Origin of the sequence: Pseudomonas algeriensis, assembly GCF_048847255.1 — a bacterium.
Taxonomy (GTDB): domain Bacteria; phylum Pseudomonadota; class Gammaproteobacteria; order Pseudomonadales; family Pseudomonadaceae; genus Aquipseudomonas.
This window is the reverse complement of record NZ_JBKKRK010000009.1, coordinates 14,123-40,995: the sequence shown is the minus strand read 5'-3', so window position 1 is coordinate 40,995 and position 26,873 is coordinate 14,123. Positions and strand designations below refer to the sequence as shown.

Below are 26,873 nucleotides of genomic sequence, written 5' to 3'. Positions count from 1 at the left end.
GGTCGTTGGATGGCATCGCGGTTTTTGTTAAATGCCCAGTTTCTGGCGCAAGGACTCTAGCAGACTCAACGGTTCGCGCGGTCGCAGCGGAGGTTCCAGCGCTTCCACGATTTTTTGTCCGATACGCGCGAAGCTGAACTGCTCCAATGCCAGCCTGTGGCCGTTGCGGGCGATACTTTGCGCCAGTTCGGGCTCCGCGCGCAGCCGGGAAAGTTTTTCCTGAAGTTGCGGGATGTCCCGATACAACACCACGTTATGCATGTCCTGCAACCCCAGCGCCCGCGCTTCCTCGGCGCCTTGATCATAGGCCAGCAGCACACAACCGCAGGCCATCGCCTCGAAATTCTTGATCATATACTCGCCCATGCCCACATCGGCACTGACGAAGAAGCGGATCCGATTGAGGGTTTTGCAATACTCTTCGCCGGACTTGGTACGGGTGACGACCAGCGGTTCAACGCGCGCCAGCTCGTCCAGCAATGCCTTGCGCCCGCTATAGGCGACGCTGTTGGTACTGCCGACAAACGCCAGCTCGATGTCCCGCTCGCGCTGCTGGTCTTGCAACAGCGATTGATCATAGCCCTTGGGTACGAAAACCGCATCGAACCCTTCGGCACGCAAGCGTTCGGTCACCATGAACCCGGAGCTGATGACCCGCACCCACGGCAGGCGTCGGTAATGAGCGCTGAACTTGCCGGTGTATTTGCACGGGATGTAGTTCTGGTAGGCATCATGCTCCAGGATCACCAGGTTGGGGATCGTGCGGATGAACCCCGCCTGGCGGATTTCCTGCTTGAAGCGCAGGAAAAATACAATCCGGTCGTAGCGGGAGACGTCCACGTGTCTCCGGAAATAGCCTCGCAGGTTGCGTTGCTCCTGGCTGTCGAGCCAGCGCAGGTCGCACTCGCAATGGGCGGCGACACCTTCATAGAGCCGATCCAGGATGGCCCGTTGTTCTTTCTGCACCAGAAACAGAACTTTCATCGTCTTCCTTGCGGCACCGAACGACTTGATAGATAACCGGAGGCCTTGTAGCCCCCTGGGCCCTTAAAGCCGCCAGAACAGTTCATGACGGCGTACAGCCTTGCGAAAAAATTCATTCTCGCCATAGGGCGACTCCCGGCGCCCGGCCAACAGACGCTGGATACCACGACGCAATCGACGCTTGAACGGAGCAGGCGGCTGCAGGTCATGCATCATGCCCAGCGCCATGGCCTTGTCACGTTGCCCGGCCAGGGTCAGGCCCAGGCTGAACGGATGCATCGGCCGGGCCGGGTCGAAATGGGGCGGCAACGCGACGCCCATGCCGGTATCACCCATGGGCCAACGATCGTTGTCGTGCAGGTGGTTGGCGTATCCCAGCAGCACGGAGGGCTGCCACTCCAGTCCTTCCAGCGCCTGCAAGACAGCCTGGTGGGCACAAACATGATCGGGATGCGGATCGAGCGTCGGGTGAGGCAGCACAATCACTTCGGGGCGCGCCTTGAGCAGCACTTCGCGCAAGTCCGCCAGCAGATTGTTCCAGGTCGGCGCGCCATCTGCATCGCCGGGCAAGGCAAACGGGTTCAGTTGGCGAAACAGCCGGGTATCGCTCAGTTCCGCCTCGCGGGAGCCCTGGGGTTGGCCGGGCGCGGCTTGCATCGCCGCCAGTTGCAGGCAGAAATACCCCAGTTGCACGCAGTGTTCCTGCGGCACACCGGCCCAACGCGGCACGGCGAGGCTGTCCCAGGCGCGCAATCGACCCTTGAGCCGCGCAGCTTCGGCACGTCCCAGGCCCATGCGCTGGTAATGTTGTGCTTCGATTTCCCCGGCCGTCAGGGTGACGATCCAGGCCTCTTCGGCCTGGCTGTAGAGTCCGTAAGCGGCCAGTTCCGCATCGTCGGCGTGGGGCGCGATAACCATCAGCCGCGGACGCTGTAGCTCCATCGGCGCAAACGACCACAGCATCGGCTCGCCCGACAAGCGACAAAAGCGTCCGCGCAAGCGCAATTCACCCCGGGACAGCACCGCGCCCTGCTCACTGAGGTTGAGGTAGCGCAGGCCGTTGACTCCACGCTCGAATGTTTGTCGGTCCGCCGCTTCACCGCCCGACAACTCGACGCTCGGATCGAAGAAACGCCCCAGCCAGGTGCTTTTGATCCGCAAGGCCAGGACCAGAGTCGCGCCGTCATCGAGAATCACACCTTCATCCAGGCGCAGTCGCCCTGCATTGAGGTGAACCTTCGGTTGCTGCGTGAAGGGTGGAAAATCGTACTGGTAGTCATCCTTGGGTGAATAGAACAGATGATCGGCGTACCACGCCTCGTGGGCTACCCAGCCCAACAGCGCCAGCACCAGCGGCAGCCACCAGGCCACCCAAACGCCTATCAGACCCAATACGACAAGGGCGCACAACAGCCCCACGCGCTTGTTGCGACGATGGCGCTTGAGCAGTTGTTGTTTTCGATTCATCGGCGGGTTCATACGCTGAATACCGGCACGGGGTTGCACCAGCGATCCTTGTATTCGCGATCCGCCCGGCCAAAGGAAAACCGCAACGGCTTGCCAGCGGCCCGGGCGTGCTCCCAGGCGCCTTGCGTATTGAGGAAGCTCAAGACGCTGCCCGGGCTGAATTCGCGAGTCTGCGGGTCGACGCCGCCATTGATGTATTCGACGCTGATCCATTCAGGCGCTTCGACGCGATAGACCAGTTGGATGGCGATGGGCGCATCGTTGAGAAAAATCACCGAGCCGATCAGCAGCTCGCGCAGCAGCTCGACCACCTCACCCATGCGCTCGGCACCGGTGGCGGGAAAACCCCAGCGACGCTGGAACAGATCACAGTAGATCGACGCCAACTCGGTACTGGAGAACTCGCCGACCGGCCGCACCTGCCCGCCGGCTTCCTCCAGAAGACGCAATTCACGGCGCTGGTTGTAGCGGAACTTCTTGGACAGTTCTTCCGGCAGGCGAGCCATGGCCAGCTGCTCTTTCTGCAGTTTCAAACCGCTGAAGCGACCTTCATTGAGCGCCGACAGATACCGTCCTCGATGACGCAACGGTGCCTGGGTGTCGGGCGCGGCCGGCAGGATCAACTCGGCATTGCCCAGGTCGAACAGGCCTTTTTTTCCGCTGCGCTTGAGCACGTCCTTCGACAGCGCCAGATCGCGGCCCCAGGTCGGAATTGCCGCCTTCAGCTCGCCGCCCTGCTCGAATGCCAGGTAACGCACGGGAATCCCAGCCAGGGCGGCCAGGCGCTCCACGACCAGGGGGTGTGTCGCCACACTGCCGCCAAAACGTTGCCACGCCTGGGCGTAGCTCGAGGCATCCGTGGTGGTCCAGCCGCGCTCTCGCCAGCCTTGGAATCGGTTTAGCATCAGTTCCTCGGCGCCAGTTCAGTCACTTGGGGCAAGCGCCAGAATGCCTCGCGTACGGCGCGATCGGAAAAACGTTCGCGCAAGCGCTCCAGCATCAATTCGGCGCATTGGCGCCGCTGCAATTCGTCCATCGCAGCCAGGTGTTGCAGCCCTTGGGCCATGTGCTCGGCGTCACCGAGCGGGAACAGGATGCCGACGCCCTCGACGACCTCCTTTGCGCCACCGCAGGCCGTGGCCAGCAACGGCACGCCGGCAGCCATGGCTTCGAGCAGCACCATGCCGAACGGCTCGTGATCAGAGCTCAGCGCAAACGCGTCGAAGGCACGGAAATAACGACGGGCCTCTGGCACCTGGCCGAGAAACAGCACGCGGTCGGCAATGCCCAACTCTCGCGCCAGAGCCTTGAGGTCCTGTTCCAGGCGCCCCTTGCCCAGAATCGCCAGTTGGCTGTGGCTTGGCAGGTACGCCAGCGCAGCGCCAAAACCGCGAAGCAGGGTGGCCTGGTCCTTGTCCGGATGCAGGCGTCCGACGTTGCCGACAATCCAGGCGTTCGCTTCCAGCCCAAGGGTTTGTCGCGCCTGCTCCCGGGAAACCTGGCTGGCCTGCAAGGCCTCCAGATCGATACGGTTGTAGAGGGTCTGGATCCTGCCGACCGGCCATTTTGGCAGGCAGCGACGCATGTCGTCGCGCACGGCGTCGGACACCCCGAGCAAGCTCAGGCGCTTGCGAAAAACCTGGGCGAACAATCGGCGGGTACGCCGTTGATAATCGCCAAAGGCATGGTGCACGCCGATCACCGGCAACCCGGTGCCGAGCAGGGCGATGTAGATCGGCTTGAACCGGTGCGCGATGCAGAAACTGAAATTGCGCGAGGCGGCGATCTTGCGCAGATCGCCGATGGCACCCAGCTTCAGACCGCGAATGGCACTGGAGCTGTACTCCATGAACAACACCTCGTCCGAGGCACAGGCAGCGGCAACCTCGGCGTCCGCCGAGCCGGTGAGAAACACCGTGGTCACACGATAACCGGTTCCGGCGAACAGACTGGCGTACTGACGGGCGCAGTCCAGGAACGGCCCGTCATAACCGTGGCAGAACTGCAGCACATGTCGCTCAGCCGAGCGTGTCATAAGCGTCCACGCCGTCCTTGACCACCAGGATGTCCTCCATGATCAGGTATTGCAGGTCGGAACCATAGAACATGTTCAGCGCGTCGGTGGGCGAGCAGATCATGGGTTCGCCGCGACGGTTGAGTGAGGTATTCAGCGACACGCCATTGCCGGTCAGGACTTCCAGGGCTTTCATCATGTCGTAGTAACGCGGGTTGTATTCACGCTTGAGCACTTGGGCCCGGGAGGTGCCGTCTTCATGGACCACTTCCGGCACGCGGGTTTTCCATTCCTCAGCCACTTCGAACGTGAAGGTCATGAACGGTGCCGGGTGGTCGACCTTGATCATCTGCGGCGCAACGGTGTCGAGCATCGACGGGCAGAAAGGCCTCCAGCGTTCGCGGAACTTGATCTGTTCGTTGATGCGGTCGGCCACGCCGCTGGCGCTTGGGCAACCGATGATCGAACGACCGCCCAAGGCCCGCGGGCCAAACTCCATGCGGCCCTGGAACCAGGCCACCGGGTTGCCGTCGACCATGATCTTGGCGATGCGCTCAGGGGTGTTGTCGATCTTGCGCCACGCCGGCTTGCTCGGGTGACGGGCGCAGGCGGCGATCACATCTTCGTTGCTATAGGCTGGGCCGAGGTAGACGTGTTCCATCTTCTCCACCGGCACGCCACGGGCGTGGGACACATAAGCCGCCGCGCCCACCGCCGTACCGGCGTCGCCGGAAGCCGGTTGCACGAACAGCTCCTTGACGTCATCGCGGGCGATGATTTTCTGGTTCAGCTTGACGTTCAATGCACAGCCGCCGGCGAACGCCAGCTTGCCGGTTTCCTTGAGCACGTCGCCCAGGTAGTGATCGATCATTTGCAGCGCAAGCTTCTCGAACAGCGCTTGCATGCTGGCCGCGTAGTGAATGTACGGCTCGTCGGCGATGTCGCCTTCGCGTTTCGGACCGAGCCACTCGATCAGCTTTGGCGAGAAGTAGAAACCCTTGCCTTTCTCTTTATAGCGGCGCAGGCCGATCACGTTGGCGTAATCGGTATTGATCACCAATTGGCCGTTTTCGAACGAGGCCAGGCGCGAGAAATCATATTTGCTGGCGTCGCCGTAGGGCGCCATGCCCATGACCTTGAATTCGCCATCAAGCATCTCGAAGCCGAGGAACTCGGTGATCGCGCCGTACAGGCCACCCAGGGAGTCCGGGTCGTAGAATTCCTTGATCTTGTGGATCTTGCCGTTTTCGCCATAGCCGAAGAAGGTCGTGGCGTATTCGCCCTTGCCGTCGATGCCGAGGATGGCGGTTTTTTCCTGGAAGCCCGAGCAGTGATAGGCACTGGAGGCATGGGCCAGGTGGTGCTCGACCGGCTCGATCTTGATTTTTTTCGGGTCGAAACCCAGTTGTTCCAGGCACCAGACGATCTTGCGGCGATAACGTTTGTAGCGACGATTGCCCATCAGAATCGCATCGAGGGCACGGTCCGGGGCGTACCAGTAGCGCTTGGCGTAGTGCCAGCGCGCCTCGCCGAACAGGCTGATCGGGGCAAAGGGTATAGCCACCACGTCAACGTCGGACGGCTTGATGCCGGCTTGCTCCAGGCAGAACTTCGCCGACTCGTAGGGCATGCGGTTCTTTGCATGTTTATCGCGTACGAAGCGCTCTTCCTCGGCCGCCGCGATCAGCTTGCCGTCGATGTACAGCGCTGCGGAAGGATCATGGCTAAGGGCGCCGGACAGGCCAAGAATCGTCAATGCCACAGGGGTCTAGCCTCTTATGTCTGCATACGGGCGACAAGCGCCGCGAAAAAATGATGTGCCACGCATCAAGGGTACGGGGCAGCTAAAGGGCGGGATTATAGCTTAAAAGCGATCTTAAGCCTCTAGCGGAGTCGTAGGGTTTACACGGTCCGTGGCGAGGGAGCTTGCTCCCGCTCGGCGGCGCAGCCGTCACAGGAACTGCAAATCGTTTTTTCCTGGTACTGCGCGTTGAATGGCGTCGGGGCTGCTGCGCAGCCCAGCGGGAACAAGCTCCCTCGCCACGGTGAGCGGTTACACGATAGCCGACGTGTTATCGACTGCCTTCGGCAACCGCTGATCGATCACCCGATACAGCGCACTTCCCTCAGGCCAATTACGCATGAACCGTGCGCGATCCCGGGCGTAGGCTTGGGCGAAGCTGGCCTGGGTCCGGTGTTGGCACATGGAATCAAGGTCGATCAATGCCCAGCGGTCGTCTTGCCAGAACAGGTTGTGTCCTTTGAAGTCACCGTGGCTGATGCGCTCGCGGATCAGGTCGGCGAACAAGCGATCCAGCGCCAACAGCTCGGACTCAGGGGCTTCGCCGCTTTCCACATGCGGGGCGAAGCGTTCGATGATGTCCGGGCCAGACAGGTGTTCAGTGACCAGATAGGCGCCACGACGCAACCACAGGAAACGCTTTTCCAGCAACGCCAGTGGCTTGGGCGTGGCGATGCCGAGGAAGGCCAGCCGATGGCCTTCGCGCCAGGAATGCCAGGCTCGGCTCGGGCGCCAGAAGCGCTTGAGCCAGTGGGCGAAGCCCTTGATGTTGTAGCGTTTGATTACCAGGGTGCGACCGTTCGATTCGACCTTACCGACACTGGCGGCACCACCGGTCTTGTACAAGTGACCCTGGTCAAGCAACGCATCGGCATGCTCCAGCACCGGGACCATGGCCGTTTCTTCATCGCGACGAATAGCCCGCAGGCCGAACGGCCCGCGCTGCACGCTGAACAAGCTGCATTCGCGCCCGACCTTTTCAAGGAAGTCTTTCAGCCGCCAGGCGTGGACCTTGTCGATCTGTTTTTGCAGCGCTTCCATCGGCAGGGCGTGCTCGGCGTTACTCAACAGGTAATGCACCAGCAACTCTTCATTGAACGGCTCGATGGATTTTGGAAGCTGGGCGAAAAACACCCCCAGGTTCTCCAAGACCTTTTGCCGCGACAATGGCTGGCCGGGGGTTTCGGCGCGAATGCCGGCCCCATCGATGAGATAGAGCTTGTCGCCATGGCGCAGCAGATTGTCCAGGTGCAGATCTTCTTGCCACAGGCCCTTGCCGTGCAGCTGCGCAATAGCGCCCAGCGCCTCGGCCAGCACCGCCGTTTGTTCGTCCGCCAACATGGGGAGATGTTCGACCTGCTTCCAGGCATCGCCAAGACTCTCGGCGCCTTCCAGCAGCTCGAACAGCAGCCAGCCACCCTCGCCTTCTTTCAAGCCATCGGCCAGCAGCAATGGGGTCGTCAGCCCCTGTTCCGCGAGGAGGCGAACACCTTGCAGCTCTCGTTGGAAATGCCGCGGCGCCTTGCTGCCCACCAGTAACTTGGCCAGCACCGGCCGGCCGCGCCAGATACCGGCGCCGACGTAACGCTGCCCAGGCAGCACCCGCAACAGTGACAACAGTTGCAATTGCGCCGGGCCAGCGGCATCCGCCAGCTCCAGGCTCAGGGGCAGGGTCGGGCTGCGGCCAGCGCCTTTTAATTCCGACAAATGCATCAGCGGGTCTCCTTATGAGTGCGTCGAGCGCTCAGGCGGGCCAACCATCGATCGACCAGCGCACCGTCAAGCGGTTGGTCCAGATAGGTAGACAGCAACTGACGCACATCCTCTTCACTCCAGGCCCGGGCCCGGCGCAGCAACGGCTCCAGGTCCTTGACCCGGTCACGCTGCCCGAACAGCAGCGGACGGGTCTTTTCCAGGTCGATCAACTGTGCCTGGTGACCGCCGGCAGTGGCCTGCAGAAAAATATGCTTGGGATAGAAACAGCCATGCACCTGATGCATGTCGTGCAGTCGCCGCGCCAGGTGACCACAGGCCTGAACGATGGTGGTGCGTTGCACGGTCGTCAGGGACGGCCAGCGCTCCAGGAGCGAATCCAGGTCATCCCAGCCGTCCAAGGCGCGGGTCAACAGAATCGCCCGCACCTCGCCGTCCACTTTCCGTCGCCCGTAGAAGACCGCCTGCAACGCTGGGATACCCAACTGGCGATACCGGCTGATGTTGCGAAACTCCCGGGAAAAACTGGGTTCGCCAAAAGGGTGCGATAGCGTCCGGGTCAGGTAATTGCTCTGGCGCTTGAGGTAATAACCCTGCCCCTCGAGCTCCAGCCGGAACACACTGCTCCAGCCATCGCCCGCCGTATTGGGCTCGTCCACTGCGTCCAGCTTGCGCAACCAGAGGGCTTCGAAGCTGTCCAGGCCATGGCGCTCCAGCAAGGCCCGGTCTTCGGCGGCCAGGAAATCGGTCATTCACGCCCCTCGAAAAATCTCACCACGTGGCGAATACGTTTCTTGTCGCACGCATCGAGCCGGTCGCGCTGGCGATATTGCAGATAAAAACGCAGGCGCTGGGTGGCCGACAAATGATATTTGGCGACTTTGTCCAGGCATGCCAGGTCCTTGGTGATCCGGTACTTGAGCCAGAAGCCGCGCCAGAAGTCACCGTTCGGGCAGTCGATCAGGAACAGACGCGCCCGGTCGTCGATCAGCAGGTTGCGCCATTTCAAGTCGTTATGGGTGAAACGGTGATCGTGCATGGTCCGGGCATAACCGGCGAGCTGCCGGCTCACGCCATCGACCCAGGCGCGATCGTCGAGCCGCGAATCGTGCCGCTCGGCCAGGGCTGAAAGGTCTTCGGTGCGCGGCAATTCGCGGGTGATCATCGCGCCGCGATCATAGGCCGCACCCCGTCGTTCCAGCCCCCAGGCGACAATTTCCGCTGTGGGAATTCCCCACTTGGCGAAACGCTTGAGGTTCTGCCATTCCGACTTGACCCGTGGCTTGCCCAGATAACGACGCAAGCCCTTGCCGGCGCCGGTATAGCGCTTGACGTAATAATTCACGCCGTTGCGCTGTACGCGGATCACCTCTGACAGTGGATCGCGGGTCAGGCGCTCGCCCTGGAGGGCGAACACCGCGTCGAGGCTGCCGAAATCCTGTGCCAGCTCAGCGTAGGCGGGTTCCAAATTCCAACCCGACATCAGAGCGCATCCCCGTACCGCTGTTTGCGCTCATACAGTTTCTTGGCCTTGCCTTCGAGCCAGGCCAGCAACGCAGCCTCTTGCGCCAGGATCTGGCGCAGCGGCTGCTGGAAATAGCCCTTGAGAAAACGCAGCTTGTCGCGCCGGGTCAAGCCAATGTCCAGCGCGGAGAAATACAGCGCCGCCAAGTCTTTGTTACGCCAGCGCGTGGTGATAGCCGGACGGGTCTGGGCGCGGTGCAGGTCGATCACCGAGAGTTTGAAATCCTCGGGCGTCACCGGTTTGTCGGTGTGCAGCAGGAAGTGGCAGATGTAGCAGTCGCGATGGTTGACCCCAGCGCGGTGCATCATGCCGGTCATGCGCGCCACTTCGGCGATCAGCGCTCGCTTTAGCCGGGGCTGCGGAGGCTGCTTGACCCAGTCGAGGCTGAAGTCTTCAAGGCTTATGGTAGGCGCCAGCTCCTCGGTAACAATAAAGGAATGCTGGTCCGCCGGATTGTTGCCCTTCTCTCCATAGGCAACGGCGGTCATGGTTGGCACGCCGACTTCCTGCAGCCGTTGGATGGCCTTCCATTCCTGGCCCGCGCCCAGCACCGGCAGCTTGGCGGTGAGCAGGTTCTTGAAAATCTCGCCCCAGCCGATGCCACGATGGATCTTCACGAAAAAACCGCGACCCTCTACCTCCGTGCGCAGGGTGCGCCGGGCTTCGAGCTCACGGTAGACCTCGCCCTGGAGCGCTTCGACTTCGACGAACGCATCGCGCCCGGCCCAAAGGCTCTTGAACGGTTCGGCCAGCATCAATTTCATTAAGCGTGCTCCGCCAATATCACATCGGCCGCGTGCTGCGGCATGCTGTAGAGGTCGGCCGTCTCGGCGAAGGCCAGACCATTGCGGCTCCAGGCCGCCCTCGCTTGCGGATCACTAAGCATCCGGCTCAGATATTCGGTCAACTGCGCCTGTTCGAACGGCTCATCCAGCACCAGGCCGCTATCGGCCTCGGCGATGTAGTGAGCGTACCCGCACACCGCGCTGACCAGCACCGGCAACCCGGCCACAAGCGCTTCGAGCAGTACCGTGCCGGTGTTTTCGTTGTAGGCCGGGTGGATTAACAGGTCGGCACCGAGCAGGAAACGCGGTATATCGCTGCGACCCTTGAGGAACCGCACGTTATCGCCCAGACCCAGCGCAGCGCTCTGCATCTGGAATACCTTGGGGTCGTCCTGGCCGATTACAAACAGCCGAGTGCGTTTTTTCAATTGCGTGGGCAGCGCGGCCAGGGCCTTGAGGCTGCGGTCGACGCCCTTGGTCTTGAACCCGGAGCCGATCTGCACCAACAACAAATCGTCGTCGGCCAGCTCGAATTCGGCTCGGAACGCCGCCCGGATCCCATCGGCATCGGCGGGCCGACGACGGTCGTGGGCAATGCCCGGCGGCAGCAGGTGAAAGCGCTCCAGCGGCGTGTCGTAGTGCTTGATGAACAGCGGCTGCTGGACTTCGGAAATCATCAGGACTTCGGTCTTGGCGTCCTTGGCGAACACGGCCCGCTCGTACTCGGCAAAATGCCGGTAGCGCCCCCAGCGTCGGTACAGCGAATTGCGCAGGTTCTGCGCCTTGTCTTCGAAGCAGCCGTCGGCGGCGTAGTACACGTCCAGGCCGGGCATTTTGTTGAAGCCGATCAACCGGTCCACCGGGCGCTTGGCTAGGTCGGCCTCCATCCACGCGCTGAGTTTCTCGTTGCGGCGGTGATTGAACAGCGCCTTGACCGGCGCCACCAGCACTTCGAAGCCGGGCGGGACGTCACCTTCCCAGATCAGCGTGTAGACGCGGATCTGGTGACCGCGTCGCTGACACTCCAAGGCGATGCGCATGAAGTCACGCTGCAGGCCGCCGAAGGGGAAATATTTGTAAAGGACAAAAGCCAATTGCATCAGCGCGGCTCCTCAGCCAATAACGTGCTCAGGTGGCTGGCAACACGCTCGGGATTCAGACGCGTGAAGCACAGGGGCTGCTCGCGTTTCAGGTCAAACCGCCGGGCATCTTCGGCGGTCGGTGGGTAAGTGCATTGTTTCTGCATGCACGGCGCGCAAGGAAAATCGCTGGCGAGATGAATCTGGCCCTTGCCATAGGCGCCGGTCAGCACCGGGTTGGTCGGGCCGAGCAGCGAGATGGTCGGCACATCCAAAGCGGCGGCCAGATGCCCGAGGCCCGTGTCCACGGCCACGCAGGCCTGGGCGCCGGCGAGTACCTTGCCCATGCCGCCCAGGTTCAATTTCGGCAGCACCAAGGCATTGCGCAGCCCGTTGGCGATGCGCTCGGCCCGAGCCTTCTCGGCCGGGTTGCCCCACGGCAGTTTCACCACCACGCCGAATTGCCCCATGCGCTCGGTGAGCTGACGCCAGTAGAGCTCAGGCCAATGTTTGGATTCCCACGTCGTGCCATGCAGGAACACCACGTAGGGGTATGGGCGCGGCAATTCAACCAGTCGGTCGATGTCCAGGCCATAGCTGCCCTGGGTTTGCGGCAAGTCATAGCCCAGCGCCAGGGCGAACAGTTGACGTACACGCTCCACCGCATGCTGACCACGAGCGACCGCCAGGCGACGCGAATAGAAGCGCGCCGCGAGCGGTTCACGCGCCGAATCCTTATCCAGCCCAGCCACCGGTGCCTTGACGTAGCGGGTCAGCCAGGCACTTTTCAGCAGGCCTTGGGCATCGATCACCAAATCATATTTTTCGGCGCGAATGCTCTGCTTGAAGCGTCGCCATTCACCGCTTTTGAGGGTTTGCCAGAGATTCTTGCGCCAGCGCCGGATCGCCACCGGGATGACCTTGCCCACGGCCGGATGCCAGGTAGGGATTTCGGCGAAACCCTCTTCCACCACCCAGTCGAATGTGATGCCAGGAATTGCCCGCGTCGCATCGGTCAGCGCTGGCAACGTGTGGACTACATCGCCCAGCGAAGAGGTCTTGATCAACAATACCCGCAAGTTACCGGACCTCCACGGGAGTGCCCTGCAAACGCTCCAGGGCCTCGTTCACCGCCGGCGGCATCAGCTGGCGCAGGCAGTTGTAATGGCCGAAGCGGCAGGTACGGTCGAAGCATGGACTGCACTCGATGCCCAGGCGCACGACTTCGACCTGATCGGCCAACGGCGGAGTAAAACCCGGCGAAGTCGAGCCGTAGACCGCCACCAACGGACGGTTCAGCGCGGCCGCGACGTGCATCAAGCCGGAGTCATTGGACACCACCGAATCGGCGCAGGATAACAGGTCAATCGCCTCGGCCAGGGACGTGTCGCCGCTGAGGTTGACCGACTCTTCCCGCAGGCCCGGAATCAGCCGCGAACGGATGTCTTCGCCCACCGAGTGATCGTTTTTCGAACCGAACAGCCAGACTTGCCAGCCTTCACGGATCTTCGCCTCGGCAACCTGGGCGTAATGCTCCGCCGGCCAGCGCTTGGACTCACCGAACTCGGCGCCCGGGCACAGGGCCAGTACCGGGCGATCCAGGGTCAGACCGAACTTGGCCAGGGCCGACTCGCGCGTTACCGGATCGATTTGCAGGCTCGGCCGCGGATACGGCTTGGGCAATTCGGCCCCCGGCTCGTAGGCCAGGGCCATGAAGCGCTCGATCATCAATGGATAACGATCTTTGTCCAGCGTGCGCACGTCATTGAGCAAGCCATAGCGAAACTCGCCGCGCCAGCCTGTGCGCTTGGGAATGCCGGCAAAGAACGGCACCAGCGCCGATTTCAGCGAATTGGGCAACAGGATCGCCTGGTCGTAGTGGCCGACCAGGGATTTGCCGATGCGCCGGCGAGTCGCCAGCTCCAGCACGCCATGGCCGAGCGGAAAGCTCAAGGCCTTGCGCACCTCGGGCATGCGCTCAAGGATCGGACGGCTCCATTCAGGGGCCAGAACGTCGATTTCGCACTGCGGATGACGCAGCTTCAGACACTGGAACAGTGTCTGGGCCATCACCATGTCACCGACCCAACTGGGCCCAACGATCAGAATATTCATGTGCTTTCCAAAAACGATACGGGGAGGCCTACGCCTCCCCGCCTCGAGAATCACTGTGGCTTAGGTCGTTGCCTGTGGCCTTAATCTACAACACACCGCCAATCAACTGTGGGTGCAAGCTTGCTCACGATGGGGCCAGCACATCCAACGTCGATGTTGTCTGACCTACCGCTATCGCGAGCAGGCTCGCTCCCACAGGGGTTGTGCACAAGTATCCAATACCGTGCGGCACCGCCAATCAACTGTGGTGCAAGCTTGCTCGCGATGGGGCCAGCACATCCAACGTCGATGTCGCCTGACCTACCGCTATCGCGAGCAGGCTCGCTCCCACAGGGGTTGCGCATAAGTATCCAATACCGTGCAGCACCGCCAATCAACTGTGGGAGCGAGCTTGCTCGCGATGGGGCCAGCACATCCAACATCGATGTCGCCTGACCTACCGCTATCGCGAGCAGGCTCGCTCCCACAGGGGTTGCGCACAAGTATCCAATACCGTGCGACACCGCCAATCAACTGTGGGAGCGAGCTTGCTCGCGATGGGGCCAGCACATCCAACATCGATGTCGCCTGACCTACCGCTATCGCGAGCAAGCTCGCTCCCACAGGGGTTGCGCACAAGTATCCAATACCGTGCGGCACCGCCAATCAACTGTGGGAGCGAGCCCGCTCGCGATGGGGCCAGCACATCCAACATCGATGTCGCCTGACCCACCGCTATCGCGAGCAAGCTCGCTCCCACAAGGGTTGCGCATAAGTATCCAATACCGTGCGGCACCGCCAATCAACTGTGGGAGCGAGCTTGCTCGCGATGGGGCCAGCACATCCAACATCGATGTCGCCTGACCCACCGCTATCGCGAGCAGGCTCGCTCCCACAGGGGTTGCGCACAAGTATCCAATACCGTGCAGCACCGCCAATCAACTGTGGGAGCGAGCTTGCTCGCGATGGGGCCAGCACATCCAACGTCGATGTTGTCTGACCTACCGCTATCGCGAGCAGGCTCGCTCCCACAGGGGTTGCGCACAAGTATCCAATACCGTGCGGCACCGCCAATCAACTGTGGGTGCAAGCTTGCTCGCGATGGGGCCAGCACATCCAACGTCGATGTCGCCTGACACACCGCTATCGCGAGCAAGCTCGCTCCTACATTCAATCCTTCAACTCAGCCCCAGCTCTCGCCAGATCCGCATCACCTGTCGACGCTCATCCACGAACTGATCGCCTGCAATCACCCCAGTGTCTTTCTGCAAGGCCTGGCGGTGGGCGGCGGAGCGGTAGGCCTTGTAGGCTTCGCGCAACAGCGTGGCATCCTCGGCAGGCATCAATCCGACCTCCTGCAATCCGTCCAGGATGCGGATGTTATCGGTGTAGCGCACCAGTGAAGGGTACGCCTCGGACCAGGCCAGGGCCGCGTATTGCACCATAAATTCAATATCGACGATACCTCCGGCGTCCTGCTTGAGGTCAAAGGGCGCCGTGGCTTCGAAGGCATTCGGCGCGGTCCCGGCGGCGGTGGCCTTGCTGCCAAGGTTGTCGCGCATCTTGGCGCGCATCTCGCTGACTTCCTGGCGCAGCGTCGGCAAATCACGGGTGCGTCCCAACACCTGGGCGCGGACTTTTTCGAACGCCTGGCCGACGTCCTGGCTGCCCACCAGCACTCGCGCACGCACCAACGCCTGATGCTCCCAGGTCCAGGCTTCGTTTTCCTGATAGCGGGCAAACGCCCCCAGGGAACTGACCAGCAAGCCCGACGCCCCGGACGGCCGCAGACGCATGTCCACTTCATACAACTGCCCGGAGTTCGTCTGGGCCGTCAACAAGTGAATGATCCGCTGGCCAAGCCGGGTGAAGAATTGAGCACCGTCGATGGGTTTCGGGCCGTCGGTTTCAGCCTGCGGGTCGCCATCGTGGATGAACACCAGGTCCAGGTCGGAACCATGCCCCAATTCCAGGCCACCGACTTTCCCATAACCGACAATGATGAACCCCGGATCGCACGGGCTCCCATCGGTGCGCAACGGTACGCCATGCTTGGCGACTGTCTGGCGCCAGGCCAGGGCCAGCACCTGCTCGAGGATGGCTTCGGCCAGCCACGTCAGGTAGTCGCTGACTTTCATCAACGGCAGGCTGCCGGCGATTTCCGAGGCAGCGACGCGCAGGCGGTGGGCCAGCTTGAAATGCCGCAAGGCTTCCATCTGTTGTTCGAGATCGTCCTCGGGGATGCGCGTCAGCCGCTCGCGCAATTCCGCCGCCAGCTCAGGCGCCAACGGCGGCTTGAACAAACGGCCTTCGTTGAGCAACTCATCGAGCAACAGCGGAAAACGTGTGATCTGCTCGGCAATCCATGGGCTCGCCGCACACAACGTCAGCAAACGCCGCAACGCGCCAGGGTTCTCGGTCAGCAGCACCAGATAAGCCGAACGGCGGGCCACGGCTTCAACCAATGGCAATACCCGTTCCAGCACCAGGTCCGGATTGGCGTGCTCCACCGCCTGAGCCAACAGGCGCGGAATGAACGCATCCAGGCGCTCGCGCCCCAAACGTTGCATCGCGCGCAATTGCGGGCTGGCGCGCAAGGCAGCCAAGGCCCTCAGCGCCTTGGACGCATCGGTGAAACCGCCCGCCTCCAACTGGCGACACGCCGCTTCCTCATCCTGGCTGTCTTCCCACAGCGGCAGCCATTCTCCACCCACCGCGACTTCGCCTTCGCTGCCCTCTTCTTCGTCCGGATCGGCGATGACCTGGCCGAAATGCCATGCCACGCGCCCACGCCAATGCATCAGCTGTTCGTGAAACGCCGACCAGTCGGCGAAGCCCAGCATGAACGCAATGCGCGCCTGATCCTGCGCAGTGTCCGGCAGCATCTGCGTCTGGCGGTCGGCAATGGCCTGGATCGCATGTTCGGTGTAACGCAGGAACTCATAACCCTGGCGCAACTCGTCGATCACCTTGGACGGCAGGTAGCCCTGGCCCTCCAATGTGCCAAGCACCTTCAACAACGGTCGTTGCTGCAAGCTCAGGTCGCGACCGCCATGGATCAACTGGAACGCCTGGGCGATGAATTCCACCTCGCGGATGCCGCCCGAACCCAGCTTGATGTTGTCGGCCATGCCCTTGCGCCGCACCTCCTGCTGGATCAACTGCTTCATGGTGCGCAACGCTTCGATGGCGGAAAAATCCAGGTAACGGCGATAGACGAACGGGCGCAGCATGTCGAGCAGTTGCGCGCCGGCCACCTGGTCGCCCGCCACCACCCGCGCCTTGATCATCGCGTAGCGTTCCCAGTCGCGCCCCTGGTCCTGGTAATACTGCTCCAGGGCATTGAAGCTCAGCACCAGCGCGCCGGCCGAGCCATAGGGACGCAGACGCATGTCGACACGAAACACAAAGCCATCGACGGTCATCGGATCGAGGGCCTTGATCAGGCGCTGGCCAAGGCGGATGAAAAATTCCTGGTTATCCAGCGGCCGCTTCGCGCCGACGGTTTCGCCGCCTTCGGGATAGGCGAAGATAAGGTCGATGTCCGACGACAGGTTCAGCTCGACGGCGCCTAGCTTGCCCATGCCCAGGATGACCATCTGCTGCGGCTCGCCACTGCGCCGGCCGGTGGGTATGCCCAATTGTTGGCTCAGGCGTTGGTACAACCATCGATAGGCCTGGTCGATGCAGGTGTCGGCCATGTCCGAGAGATCGCGACAGGTCTGGACCAGGTCCGCCTGGCGGGTCAGGTCACGCCAAATGATGCGCACCTGCTGGCGGGTGCGCTGGCGACGCAGCACGCGACCCAACTCATCTTCGGTTTCGGCGGCCTGGACGGCGGCGCCGATCTGCGCGCACATTTCACCGGGGGCCAGGCTGCGGTCCAGCTCGCCGCTGTGCACCAGCTCCAAGAGCATCGACGGGTCTCGTACACTTTGCTCGATGACAAAGTCGCTGGCCGCGACGACGCGATTGAACTCGGCCCAGCGCTGCGGCGTCCAGGCAGAGAGCCCATGGTCGTCGTCCAAGGTGGCGACCGCCGCGCGGAACGACTGCTCGGCCCGACTGACCAATGACTGGAGAATCGCCGGTATTTCGGCAAGCGAGGGCAGGCTCATGGTCTATCCTTGATCGGCGCGGGAAAGGCTGGATGTAGTGTTTTTTCGAATGCCACTACCTGATCGACTGTCGAACAAAGATGATAAATAGCTGATTTTCTGGTTTTATTGGCAGCCGGCATCAAGTTTTTACCTGTTCGAGTTGGCTAATGACCAACAGTAACGATTATTCTCACAACGAAACGAGGGGCCATAAGCCGCTCATGTGTAGTTTTACTACTCGTCTATACATTCGAAAGGCTGAAACGGCCAACGATTTGTAGTAAAACTACACGCCGCCGAGACAACCTTCGGCAATCCAAGAATTTATATCGTCTGCCCACAAGGCCAGTCGCAAACTCAGGCAACCGATTCTGGTAGCCTTTCCGCCCTGGAGCAAGCCATGCAAGACCTCGATCCCGTCGAAACCCAGGAATGGCTGGACGCCCTGGAATCGGTTCTCGACAAAGAAGGCGAAGACCGTGCTCATTATCTGATGACCCGTATGGGTGAACTCGCAACCCGCAGCGGTTCGCAACTGCCCTACGCCATCACCACGCCATACCGCAACACGATCCCTGTCACCCACGAAGCACGCATGCCTGGCGACCTGTTCATGGAACGCCGCATTCGCTCGCTGGTGCGCTGGAACGCGTTGGCCATGGTCATGCGTACCAACCTGAAAGATTCTGACCTGGGCGGTCACATCTCCAGCTTCGCCTCCAGTGCGACGCTGTATGACATCGGCTTCAACTACTTCTTCCAGGCCCCGACCGACGAACATGGCGGCGACCTGATCTACTTCCAGGGTCACGCATCGCCAGGCGTCTACGCCCGTGCGTTCATGGAAGGCCGCATCACCGAAGACCAGATGAACAACTTCCGCCAGGAAGTGGACGGCAACGGCTTGTCCTCGTACCCGCACCCTTGGCTGATGCCTGATTTCTGGCAGTTCCCGACCGTTTCCATGGGCCTGGGCCCGATCCAGGCGATCTACCAGGCGCGCTTCATGAAGTATCTCGAAGCCCGTGGCTTCATCCAGCCAGGCAAGCAGAAAGTCTGGTGCTTCATGGGTGACGGTGAGTGCGACGAGCCGGAATCCCTGGGTGCGATCTCCCTGGCCGGCCGCGAGAAGCTGGACAACCTGATCTTCGTCATCAACTGCAACCTGCAGCGCCTCGACGGCCCGGTTCGCGGCAACGCCAAGATCATCCAGGAACTCGAAGGCGTGTTCCGTGGTGCCCAGTGGAACGTCAACAAAGTCATCTGGGGCCGCTTCTGGGACCCACTGCTGGCCAAGGACGTCGACGGCATCCTGCAACGCCGCATGGACGAAGTCATCGACGGCGAGTACCAGAACTACAAGGCCAAGGACGGCGCGTTCGTCCGTGAGCACTTCTTCAACTCGCCTGAACTCAAGGCGATGGTTGCCGACCTGTCCGACGACGAGATCTGGAAGCTCAACCGTGGCGGCCACGACCCGTACAAGGTCTACGCGGCGTACCATCAGGCGGTCAATCACAAAGAGCAACCGACCGTCATCCTGGCCAAGACCATCAAGGGTTATGGCACCGGTGCCGGCGAAGCGAAGAACACCGCGCACAACACCAAGAAGGTCGACGTCGAGAGCCTGAAGCTGTTCCGTGACCGCTTCGACATCCCGGTCAAGGACAGCGAACTGGAAAACCTGCCGTTCTTCAAGCCGGAAGAAGGCAGCGCCGAAGCCCGTTACCTGGCCGAGCGCCGCGCCGCCCTGGGTGGTTTCGTGCCGCAGCGTCGCGCCAAGAGCTTCAGCATCCCGACGCCGCCACTCGATACCCTCAAGGCCATCCTGGACGGCTCGGGCGACCGCGAAATCTCCACCACCATGGCTTTCGTGCGGATCCTGGCGCAACTGGTCAAGGACAAGGAAATCGGCTCGCGCATCGTCCCGATCATCCCGGACGAGGCCCGTACCTTCGGCATGGAAGGCATGTTCCGCCAGTTGGGCATCTACTCGTCCGTCGGCCAGCTCTACGAGCCAGTCGATAAAGACCAAGTGATGTTCTACAAGGAAGACAAGAAGGGCCAGATCCTCGAGGAAGGCATCAACGAAGCGGGCGCCATGAGCTCCTTCATTGCCGCCGGTACTTCGTACTCCAGCCACAACCAGCCGATGCTGCCGTTCTACATCTTCTACTCGATGTTCGGCTTCCAGCGTATCGGCGACCTGGCCTGGGCCGCTGGCGACAGCCGTACTCGTGGCTTCCTGATCGGCGGCACCGCCGGCCGGACCACCCTCAACGGTGAAGGCCTGCAGCACGAAGACGGCCACAGCCACATGCTGGCCGGGACCATCCCGAACTGCCGCACCTATGATCCGACCTACGGCTACGAGCTGGCGGTGATCATCCAGGACGGCATGAAGAAGATGACCGAAGAGCAACAGGACGTCTTCTACTACATCACCGTGATGAACGAGTCCTACCAGCAGCCAGCCATGCCGGCCGGCGTAGAGGCAGGCATCGTCAAGGGCATGTACCTGCTCGAAGAAGACACCCGCGAAGCGGCGCACCACGTCCAGCTGATGGGCTCCGGCACCATCCTGCGCGAAGTGCGTGAAGCGGCGAAGATCCTGCGTGAAGAGTTCAACGTCGGCGCCGACGTCTGGAGCGTCACCAGCTTCAACGAACTGCGTCGCGACGGCCTGGCCGTGGAGCGCAGCAACCGCCTGCACCCTGGTCAGAAGCCAAAGCTGAGCTACGTCGAAGAGTGCCTGAACGGCCGCAAAGGTCCGGTCATCGCCTCTACCGACTACATGAAGCTGTTCGCCGAACAGATCCGCCAGTGGGTTCCTTCCAAGGAATTCAAAGTGCTGGGCACCGACGGTTTCGGCCGTAGCGACAGCCGCAAGAAGCTGCGTCACTTCTTCGAAGTCGACCGTAAGTTCGTTGTGTTGGCAGCCTTGGAAGCCCTGGCTGACCGCGGCGATATCGAACCTAAAGTGGTGGCCGAAGCCATCGCCAAGTTCGGCATCGATCCGGAAAAACGCAACCCACTGGACTGCTGAGGAGAATTTTCGTGAGCGAACTCATTCGCGTACCTGACATCGGCAGCGGTGAAGGTGAAGTAATTGAACTGTTTGTGAAGGTCGGCGACCGCATCGAAGCCGACCAGAGCATCCTGACGCTTGAATCGGACAAGGCCAGCATGGAAGTGCCTGCGCCGAAGGCCGGTGTCATCAAGAGCCTGAAAGTGAAGCTGGGCGATCGCCTGAAGGAAGGCGACGAGTTGCTGGAGCTGGAAGTCGAGGGCGCCGCTGCGGCACCTGAAGCGGCCGCCCCTGCTGCTGCCCCGGCGGCGGCTGAAAAGCCTGCCGCTGCGCCCGCTCCCGAAGCGGCTCCAGCTCCGGCCGCTGCGCCTGCCGCCGCCACTGTTCAGGACATCCATGTCCCGGACATCGGTTCGTCGGGCAAGGCCAAGATCATCGAAGTACTGGTCAAGGCCGGCGACACCGTCGAAGCCGACCAGTCGCTGATCACCCTGGAATCCGACAAGGCCAGCATGGAAATCCCATCGCCGGCCGCCGGTGTGGTGGAAAGCGTCGAGATCAAGCTGGAAGACGAAGTCGGCACCGGTGACCTGATCCTGAAGCTGAAAGTGGCCGGTGCCTCGGCGCCTGCCGCGCCAGCCCCGGCTGCTGCGCCTGCTGCCAAGGCCGAAGCCGCGCCAGCGCCAGCCGCCGCCCCCGCCGCCAAGGCCGAAGCGGCTCCTGCCCCTGCCGCCGCGGCGCCTGCGCCTAGCGGTGCCAAGGTGCACGCTGGCCCTGCGGTGCGTCAGCTGGCCCGTGAATTCGGTGTCGAGCTGTCCGCCGTAGGCCCGAGCGGCCCTCACGGTCGTGTGCTCAAGGAAGACGTGCAAGCCTACGTCAAGGCCATGATGCAGAAGGCCAAGAACGCACCGGCCGAAGGCGCCACCGGCGGCGCGGGCATCCCGCCGATCCCGGCGGTGGACTTCAGTCGCTTCGGCGAAACCGAAGAAGTGGCCATGACTCGCCTGATGCAGATCGGCGCGTCGAGCCTGCACCGCAGCTGGCTGAACATCCCGCACGTGACTCAGTTCGACCAGGCTGACATCACCGAGCTGGAAGCTTTCCGCGTTGCGCAGAAAGCCGTGGCGGAAAAGGCCGGCGTGAAACTGACGGTCTTGCCGCTGCTGCTCAAGGCCTGCGCGCACCTGCTCAAGGAACTGCCGGACTTCAACAGCTCCCTGGCCCCAAGCGGCAAGGCTGTGATCCGCAAGAAATACGTGCACATCGGCTTTGCCGTCGACACCCCGGAAGGCCTGCTGGTACCGGTCATCCGCAACGTCGACCAGAAGAGCCTGCTGCAACTGGCTGGCGAAGCCGCTGCCCTGGCCGAAAAAGCCCGGAACAAGAAGCTCACCGCCGACGACATGCAGGGCGCCTGCTTCACCATCTCCAGCCTCGGCCACATTGGCGGCACCGGCTTCACGCCGATCGTCAACGCGCCGGAAGTGGCGATCCTGGGTGTTTCCAAGGCCACCATCCAGCCAGTCTGGGACGGTAAAGCCTTCCAGCCGAAGCTGATGCTGCCACTGTCGCTGTCCTACGATCACCGCGTGATCAACGGCGCCGCCGCAGCGCGCTTCACCAAGCGCTTGAGTGACCTGCTGGGCGACATCCGCACCATCCTGCTGTAATACCGAACGGCCCTCCCTTGCGGAGGGCCGTTTGACTGCTGTTTTCCGAGCGCCACGCTCGTACCTCAACCCCGCCCGTTTGGCGGGGCTTTTTTTGCTCGGGCTAAAACCGTATTTCACTAACGGTTTTTCCTACCCACTTGAGCATAAAAGACTACTTGCTCTGGTAGTCGTTGCCCACAACTACCGCCCCCTGCCCTACCGATATTTAACCTGCTTGCGGCTTTAGCATGAATCCAGCGCGCCCAACAACTTTGGCGCTGACGAAAATATAAACTTCGAATGGATTCGAACATGTTAAAGCCAACGGTTGGCCCTATTATTGGCCACACGACGACCCACCACGCTCGTATCTTTCTACGAGGCGATGGAAACACCGACAGTCCTTTATTCGCCGGTATCCGCTACCGCCGAAAAGGCGATACGGCCTGGTCCAGGGGACAGTTCATCCGACTGGTTTCTTATCGCGACTTAGCCGGTGTCATCGTATTGAAGGGCCTTGAGCCCGACACCTTCTATGAATACCAGGCCGGCTGGAAAAGCACATTGAGCCCGGCGCACACTCCAGAGACCATACTGGAGCTGCCGCTGCAGTGGCCCAAGGAGATTTACCAGTTGCGCACGCCCTCCAGCGAGACCGACGCCCCACGCAGCTATATCGTCGGCTCGTGTCGATACCTGCGCATTACCGCGGGTGTCCCGGCGACACCGGAACGGGGGGATCGCACATTCGCGGGTATCAACCGAATCGTGGAGCGAGCCAACCCACCCATCAGCGCAGTAGTGATGACCGGCGACCAAGTGTATCTCGACGACCTGAATTTCATTGCGCCGGACCGCAACCTCAAGGACATGTTATTCAAATACCGAACTGCCTTTTCCCAACCGCATATTAAAAAACTGATGTCCAGCGTGCCGACTTACATGATGCTCGACGATCATGAAATAAAGGACAACTGGCCCGCCAAAAAGAATCACCAAGACGAAACTCTCTATACAAACGCTCTTGATACTTACGAGCTTTATCAAGCCAGTCACAGCCCGGCCCATGAACTTCTGGATGACGGCACGTTAAGGCCACTCACTCGCTACTGGTATACATTTGCCCATGGCAATACAGGATGGTTCGTTACCGACAGCCGGACTCGACGCAACCTGTCGGCAAACAACCGGCGCATCCTGGATGAAGAACAGGAACATTCGCTGCTGACATGGCTGATCGACAGCCCCTACCGGGTCAAATTCGTCGTCACCGGTGTCATGTTCTACCCCGACCGCAAATTCAACGCAGGGGATGCCTGGCAAGCGTTTCCAGAGCAACGGCTACGCTTGCTTGAAACCATCCGCAGCCATCGGATCAAGAATGTGATCTTCGTCTCTGGTGACGTGCACGGTTCCCTGACGAGCATGCTGACCCACAGCCAGGATCCTGACTTCCAAATCCACACAGTCGTCTCGTCGCCATTTTGCAACAGCAGGCTGTTGCCTTACGCCAATGCCTCGACTTTTATTCCCGGCAAACCCATGGCTCGGGCTCCAAGCGGTGAGTATCAATACGAGCTGACCGGCAAGGTGATCAGCCAGGACAACTTTGCCCAGCTGAAAGTCACGGCCCAGAGCGTTCAAGTGACGTTTCATGACCGTGACGGAGATCCCTTGGAGGTCGTCGACATACCGTTGCGCTGAGCTTGCGTAGCCCAGGGAACACCTCTGATCGGCCGACAACTGGAGAAATCCCCTCGTCGGCCGATAAAAGGTTTATAGCACTTGGCCTTCATGTCTCTTGTCAGCCAGTGCCGCAATGATGCAACCTTGCGGCAATCCGTAATAACGAGGGCGTCAGCCCGGCGCGATCAGCATTTTCGAAGCGAGTCTCCCCATGAAAAGCCAACCCGATGCCGCCAGTCGTATGGCGGCCGAGGTAGTGACGCAGTTACCGGTGCCCTCGCGGCTCGGTATGCTGCGTTTCGAACGGCTGAATGAAGCAAGCTGGGCGTTGCTGTTCCTCGATCCAAACTGCGAACGCTACTTCGGCCTGCCGGCCGTTGAGCTTTGCTCGCTGGTCAGCTCTCCCTTCGCCAGCCTGATGGAACCTGAAGCGCGCTATCAGTTGCATGACGCGATCCAACAGCAGTTGGCCCAGGCGTCCCACTATCTGATCCGCTACACACTGCACACCGCTAAAGGGCCGATGAACCTGCTGGAGACCGGTGAAGCCTACAGGCAGCACAATCGCCATCTGCTGCGCGGCTATCTGATGGTGGTGGACGACCTGCTGCAGGACGGGCCATCCATGCCGGCCGTGGACCTGGAAACCCAGAACTCCAGGCTCCAGATCGCCCTGGAATTGAATCAACGCGCGCAGCAGGAGCAACTCCAGCACCTGGACCGGGTCCGCGCCCAGCAAGACCTGATCCTGTTGTTGACTCGCCAGCGCTACAGCGCCAACAAATCCCTGCAAGAAGCCGCCGAGCTGATTACGCGCAGCGCGTGTGACATCTACCAGATCGATTGCGCGAGCATCTGGAATCTGGAGGACGGCAAGCTGGTGCCGATCTCCGCCTATAATCGCGCCTCCCAGGAACATTTCCTGCCAAAGGTGATCAACGCCAGCGAATTTCCAGACTACATGGAAGCGTTGCAGACCTGCCGCGCCATCGATGCCCATAACGCGATGCGCGACCCTCGCACGCGGGAATTGGCCGAGAACCTCCGGGCCCGGGACGTCAATGCCATCCTCGACGCCAGCATCCGTATCGACGGGCAAGTCGTCGGGGTGCTCTGCCTGGAGCAAGTAGGCGCGACCCGCGCCTGGCAGTCGGACGAAATCGCCTTCGCCGGCGAACTGGCCGACCAATTCGCCCAGGTCATCAACAACCACAACCGCCGCACCGCCACCAGCGCCCTGCACCTGTTCCAGCGCGCCGTGGAACAGAGCGCCAACGCGTTCCTGCTGGTCAATTGCGACGGTGTGGTGGAGTACGTCAACCCAAGCTTCACCGCCATCACCCAGTACACCACCGAAGAAGTCCACGGCCAGCGCCTCTCGGAACTGCCGGCCCTGGAGAACCTCAGCGAACTGCTGTTCGATGCGCCATCGGCCCTGGCCCAGAGCAACAGCTGGCAGGGCGAATTCAAGAGCCGACGCAAGAACCTCGAACCCTACTGGGGCCAGTTGTCGATCTCCAAGGTCTATGGCGACAACCGCGAGCTGACCCACTACATCGGCATCTACGAAGACATCACCCAGACCAAACTGGCCCAGCAGCGCATCGAACGCCTGGCGTACACCGACAACCTGACCAACCTGGGCAACCGTCCGGCTTTTATCCGCAACCTGGATGAACGCTTCGCCCGCGACAGCAATTCGCCCATCAGCCTGCTGCTGGTGGACATCGACAACTTCAAGCGCATCAACGACAGCCTCGGCCATCAGACCGGCGACAAACTGCTGATCAGCCTGGCCCGGCGCCTGCGCAATAGCCTGAGCTCCAGCGGCAGCCTGGCGCGCTTCGCCAGTAACGAATTTGCGGTGCTGCTGGACGACACCGACCTTGAGGCCGGCCAACAGATCGCCAGCCAGCTGCTGATGACGCTCGACAAACCGATGTTCGTCGATAACCAGTTGATCAGCGTGACCGGCTCCGTGGGCCTGGCCTGCGCGCCTTTGCATGGCCGCGACCCACAGACCCTCATGCGCAACGCCGGCCTCGCTCTGCACAAGGCCAAGGCCAACGGCAAGCACCAGGTCCAGGTGTTCACCGAGGCGCTGAACGCCGAGGCCAGCTACAAGCTGTTCGTGGAAAACAACCTTCGACGCGCCTTGACCCAGAACGAACTGGACGTGTTCTACCAGCCCAAGCTGTGTCTGCGCAGCGGTCGCTTGCTGGGCATGGAAGCGCTGCTGCGCTGGAATCATCCGGAAAAAGGCATGATCCGTCCTGACCAGTTCATCAGCGTGGCCGAGGAAACCGGCCTGATCATCCCCATCGGCAAATGGATCGCCCGCCAGGCCTGCCGCATGAGCAAACAGCTGACCGCGGCTGGCCTGGGCAATCTGCAAGTGGCGATCAACCTGTCGCCCAAGCAGTTTTCCGACCCGGACCTGGTGGCCTCGATCGCCAGCATCCTCAAGGAAGAACAATTGCCCGCGCGGCTGCTGGAACTTGAACTGACCGAAGGCCTGCTGCTCGAAGCCACCGAAGACACCCACCTGCAACTCGACCAGCTCAAGCGCCTGGGCCTGACCCTGGCGATGGATGACTTCGGCACCGGTTATTCGTCCCTGAGCTACCTGAAGAAATTCCCGATCGACATCATCAAGATCGATCGCAGCTTTATCCATGAAATCCCGGACAACCAGGACGACATGGAGATCACCTCCGCGGTGATTGCCATGGCCCACAATCTGAAGCTCAAGGTCGTGGCCGAAGGCATCGAGACCGCCCAGCAGCTCGCCTTCCTGCGGCGCCACCGCTGTGACGTCGGCCAAGGTTACCTCTTCGACCGGCCGATCCCCGGCGCAGAGCTCGTCGAGAAGCTCAAGCGCTACCCGCGCGGTCCGCTGGTCTGACAGCCGCTTATAGCTTGCAGCGGCTTTTGTGAGGCACACT

17 protein-coding genes are annotated in these 26,873 nt (G+C 61.5%); 4 read left to right on the top strand and 13 right to left on the bottom strand.

Annotation, left to right across the window (positions count from 1 at the left end; all coding sequences use genetic code 11):
- Positions 1-27: 27 nt before the first annotated feature.
- The 13 genes from ACLK1G_RS15210 to glnE all read right to left on the bottom strand — a co-directional run bounded on the left by ACLK1G_RS15210 (position 28) and on the right by glnE (position 17,580).
- A complete protein-coding gene (locus ACLK1G_RS15210; RefSeq protein WP_420766153.1) occupies positions 28-984 on the bottom strand; it encodes a glycosyltransferase family protein in 957 nt (318 codons plus the stop codon).
- Between the two features lie 63 nt (positions 985-1,047).
- Positions 1,048-2,451, bottom strand: a complete 1,404-nt coding sequence (locus tag ACLK1G_RS15205) for a PIG-L family deacetylase (protein WP_420766152.1) — start codon at positions 2,449-2,451, stop codon at positions 1,048-1,050.
- 8 nt (positions 2,452-2,459) lie between these two features.
- Positions 2,460-3,356: an antimicrobial resistance protein Mig-14 gene (locus ACLK1G_RS15200; RefSeq protein WP_420766151.1), complete on the bottom strand. Its 897-nt coding sequence runs from the start codon at positions 3,354-3,356 to the stop codon at positions 2,460-2,462.
- Positions 3,356-4,486, bottom strand: a complete 1,131-nt coding sequence (locus ACLK1G_RS15195; protein ID WP_420766150.1) for a glycosyltransferase — start codon at positions 4,484-4,486, stop codon at positions 3,356-3,358. The genes ACLK1G_RS15200 and ACLK1G_RS15195 overlap by 1 nt, the downstream gene beginning before the upstream one ends.
- Entirely contained in the window at positions 4,470-6,227 is a 1,758-nt protein-coding gene (locus ACLK1G_RS15190; RefSeq protein ID WP_420766149.1) for a carbamoyltransferase family protein, read from the bottom strand. The genes ACLK1G_RS15195 and ACLK1G_RS15190 overlap by 17 nt, the downstream gene beginning before the upstream one ends.
- Positions 6,228-6,518: 291 nt before the next feature.
- A complete protein-coding gene (locus ACLK1G_RS15185; RefSeq protein ID WP_420766148.1) occupies positions 6,519-7,979 on the bottom strand; it encodes a lipopolysaccharide kinase InaA family protein in 1,461 nt (486 codons plus the stop codon).
- The gene (locus tag ACLK1G_RS15180; RefSeq protein WP_420766147.1) at positions 7,979-8,731 is read right to left on the bottom strand and encodes a lipopolysaccharide kinase InaA family protein; all 753 of its coding nucleotides are present in this window, start codon (positions 8,729-8,731) and stop codon (positions 7,979-7,981) included. The genes ACLK1G_RS15185 and ACLK1G_RS15180 overlap by 1 nt, the downstream gene beginning before the upstream one ends.
- On the bottom strand, positions 8,728-9,462 hold the full coding sequence (locus ACLK1G_RS15175) for a lipopolysaccharide kinase InaA family protein (protein WP_420766146.1): 735 nt from the start codon (positions 9,460-9,462) through the stop codon (positions 8,728-8,730). Before ACLK1G_RS15175 ends, ACLK1G_RS15180 begins: the two co-directional genes overlap by 4 nt.
- Positions 9,462-10,268 carry a lipopolysaccharide core heptose(I) kinase RfaP gene (gene rfaP / locus ACLK1G_RS15170; protein ID WP_420766145.1) on the bottom strand — a complete coding sequence of 269 codons (807 nt, stop codon included), beginning with the start codon at positions 10,266-10,268 and terminating at the stop codon, positions 9,462-9,464. Before rfaP ends, ACLK1G_RS15175 begins: the two co-directional genes overlap by 1 nt.
- Complete coding sequence (locus ACLK1G_RS15165; RefSeq protein WP_420766144.1) at positions 10,268-11,389, bottom strand: glycosyltransferase family 4 protein; 1,122 nt, start codon at positions 11,387-11,389, stop codon at positions 10,268-10,270. Before ACLK1G_RS15165 ends, rfaP begins: the two co-directional genes overlap by 1 nt.
- Positions 11,389-12,447 (bottom strand): lipopolysaccharide heptosyltransferase I, encoded by a 1,059-nt coding sequence (waaC, locus tag ACLK1G_RS15160; RefSeq protein ID WP_420766143.1) that lies wholly within the window; start codon positions 12,445-12,447, stop codon positions 11,389-11,391. Before waaC ends, ACLK1G_RS15165 begins: the two co-directional genes overlap by 1 nt.
- A 1-nt stretch (position 12,448) precedes the next feature.
- Positions 12,449-13,483: a lipopolysaccharide heptosyltransferase II gene (waaF, locus tag ACLK1G_RS15155; RefSeq protein ID WP_420766142.1), complete on the bottom strand. Its 1,035-nt coding sequence runs from the start codon at positions 13,481-13,483 to the stop codon at positions 12,449-12,451.
- A 1,157-nt stretch (positions 13,484-14,640) separates the two neighbouring features.
- Entirely contained in the window at positions 14,641-17,580 is a 2,940-nt protein-coding gene (glnE, locus tag ACLK1G_RS15150; protein ID WP_420766141.1) for a bifunctional [glutamate--ammonia ligase]-adenylyl-L-tyrosine phosphorylase/[glutamate--ammonia-ligase] adenylyltransferase, read from the bottom strand.
- A gap of 382 nt (positions 17,581-17,962) precedes the next feature.
- Here glnE and aceE point away from each other — a divergent pair, with 382 nt between their 5' ends.
- The 4 genes from aceE to ACLK1G_RS15130 all read left to right on the top strand — a co-directional run bounded on the left by aceE (position 17,963) and on the right by ACLK1G_RS15130 (position 26,833).
- Positions 17,963-20,608 carry a pyruvate dehydrogenase (acetyl-transferring), homodimeric type gene (gene aceE, locus ACLK1G_RS15145; protein WP_420766140.1) on the top strand — a complete coding sequence of 882 codons (2,646 nt, stop codon included), beginning with the start codon at positions 17,963-17,965 and terminating at the stop codon, positions 20,606-20,608.
- A gap of 11 nt (positions 20,609-20,619) precedes the next feature.
- A complete protein-coding gene (aceF, locus tag ACLK1G_RS15140; RefSeq protein ID WP_420766139.1) occupies positions 20,620-22,260 on the top strand; it encodes a dihydrolipoyllysine-residue acetyltransferase in 1,641 nt (546 codons plus the stop codon).
- Between the two features lie 294 nt (positions 22,261-22,554).
- The gene (locus tag ACLK1G_RS15135) at positions 22,555-23,946 is read left to right on the top strand and encodes an alkaline phosphatase D family protein (protein ID WP_420766138.1); all 1,392 of its coding nucleotides are present in this window, start codon (positions 22,555-22,557) and stop codon (positions 23,944-23,946) included.
- A 193-nt stretch (positions 23,947-24,139) separates the two neighbouring features.
- Complete coding sequence (locus ACLK1G_RS15130; protein ID WP_420766137.1) at positions 24,140-26,833, top strand: EAL domain-containing protein; 2,694 nt, start codon at positions 24,140-24,142, stop codon at positions 26,831-26,833.
- Positions 26,834-26,873 lie beyond the last annotated feature (40 nt).

Bases quoted from the DNA above. Each gene is read 5' to 3' on its own strand.
- ACLK1G_RS15210 (WP_420766153.1), bottom strand. From the start codon at position 984: ATGAAAGTTCTGTTTCTGGTGCAGAAAGAACAACGGGCCATCCTGGAT.
- ACLK1G_RS15205 (WP_420766152.1), bottom strand. From the start codon at position 2,451: ATGAATCGAAAACAACAACTGCTCAAGCGCCATCGTCGCAACAAGCGC.
- ACLK1G_RS15200 (WP_420766151.1), bottom strand. From the start codon at position 3,356: ATGCTAAACCGATTCCAAGGCTGGCGAGAGCGCGGCTGGACCACCACG.
- ACLK1G_RS15195 (WP_420766150.1), bottom strand. From the start codon at position 4,486: ATGACACGCTCGGCTGAGCGACATGTGCTGCAGTTCTGCCACGGTTAT.
- ACLK1G_RS15185 (WP_420766148.1), bottom strand. From the start codon at position 7,979: ATGCATTTGTCGGAATTAAAAGGCGCTGGCCGCAGCCCGACCCTGCCC.
- ACLK1G_RS15180 (WP_420766147.1), bottom strand. From the start codon at position 8,731: ATGACCGATTTCCTGGCCGCCGAAGACCGGGCCTTGCTGGAGCGCCAT.
- ACLK1G_RS15175 (WP_420766146.1), bottom strand. From the start codon at position 9,462: ATGTCGGGTTGGAATTTGGAACCCGCCTACGCTGAGCTGGCACAGGAT.
- rfaP (WP_420766145.1), bottom strand. From the start codon at position 10,268: ATGAAATTGATGCTGGCCGAACCGTTCAAGAGCCTTTGGGCCGGGCGC.
- ACLK1G_RS15165 (WP_420766144.1), bottom strand. From the start codon at position 11,389: ATGCAATTGGCTTTTGTCCTTTACAAATATTTCCCCTTCGGCGGCCTG.
- waaF (WP_420766142.1), bottom strand. From the start codon at position 13,483: ATGAATATTCTGATCGTTGGGCCCAGTTGGGTCGGTGACATGGTGATG.
- glnE (WP_420766141.1), bottom strand. From the start codon at position 17,580: ATGAGCCTGCCCTCGCTTGCCGAAATACCGGCGATTCTCCAGTCATTG.
- aceE (WP_420766140.1), top strand. From the start codon at position 17,963: ATGCAAGACCTCGATCCCGTCGAAACCCAGGAATGGCTGGACGCCCTG.
- ACLK1G_RS15135 (WP_420766138.1), top strand. From the start codon at position 22,555: ATGTTAAAGCCAACGGTTGGCCCTATTATTGGCCACACGACGACCCAC.
- ACLK1G_RS15130 (WP_420766137.1), top strand. From the start codon at position 24,140: ATGAAAAGCCAACCCGATGCCGCCAGTCGTATGGCGGCCGAGGTAGTG.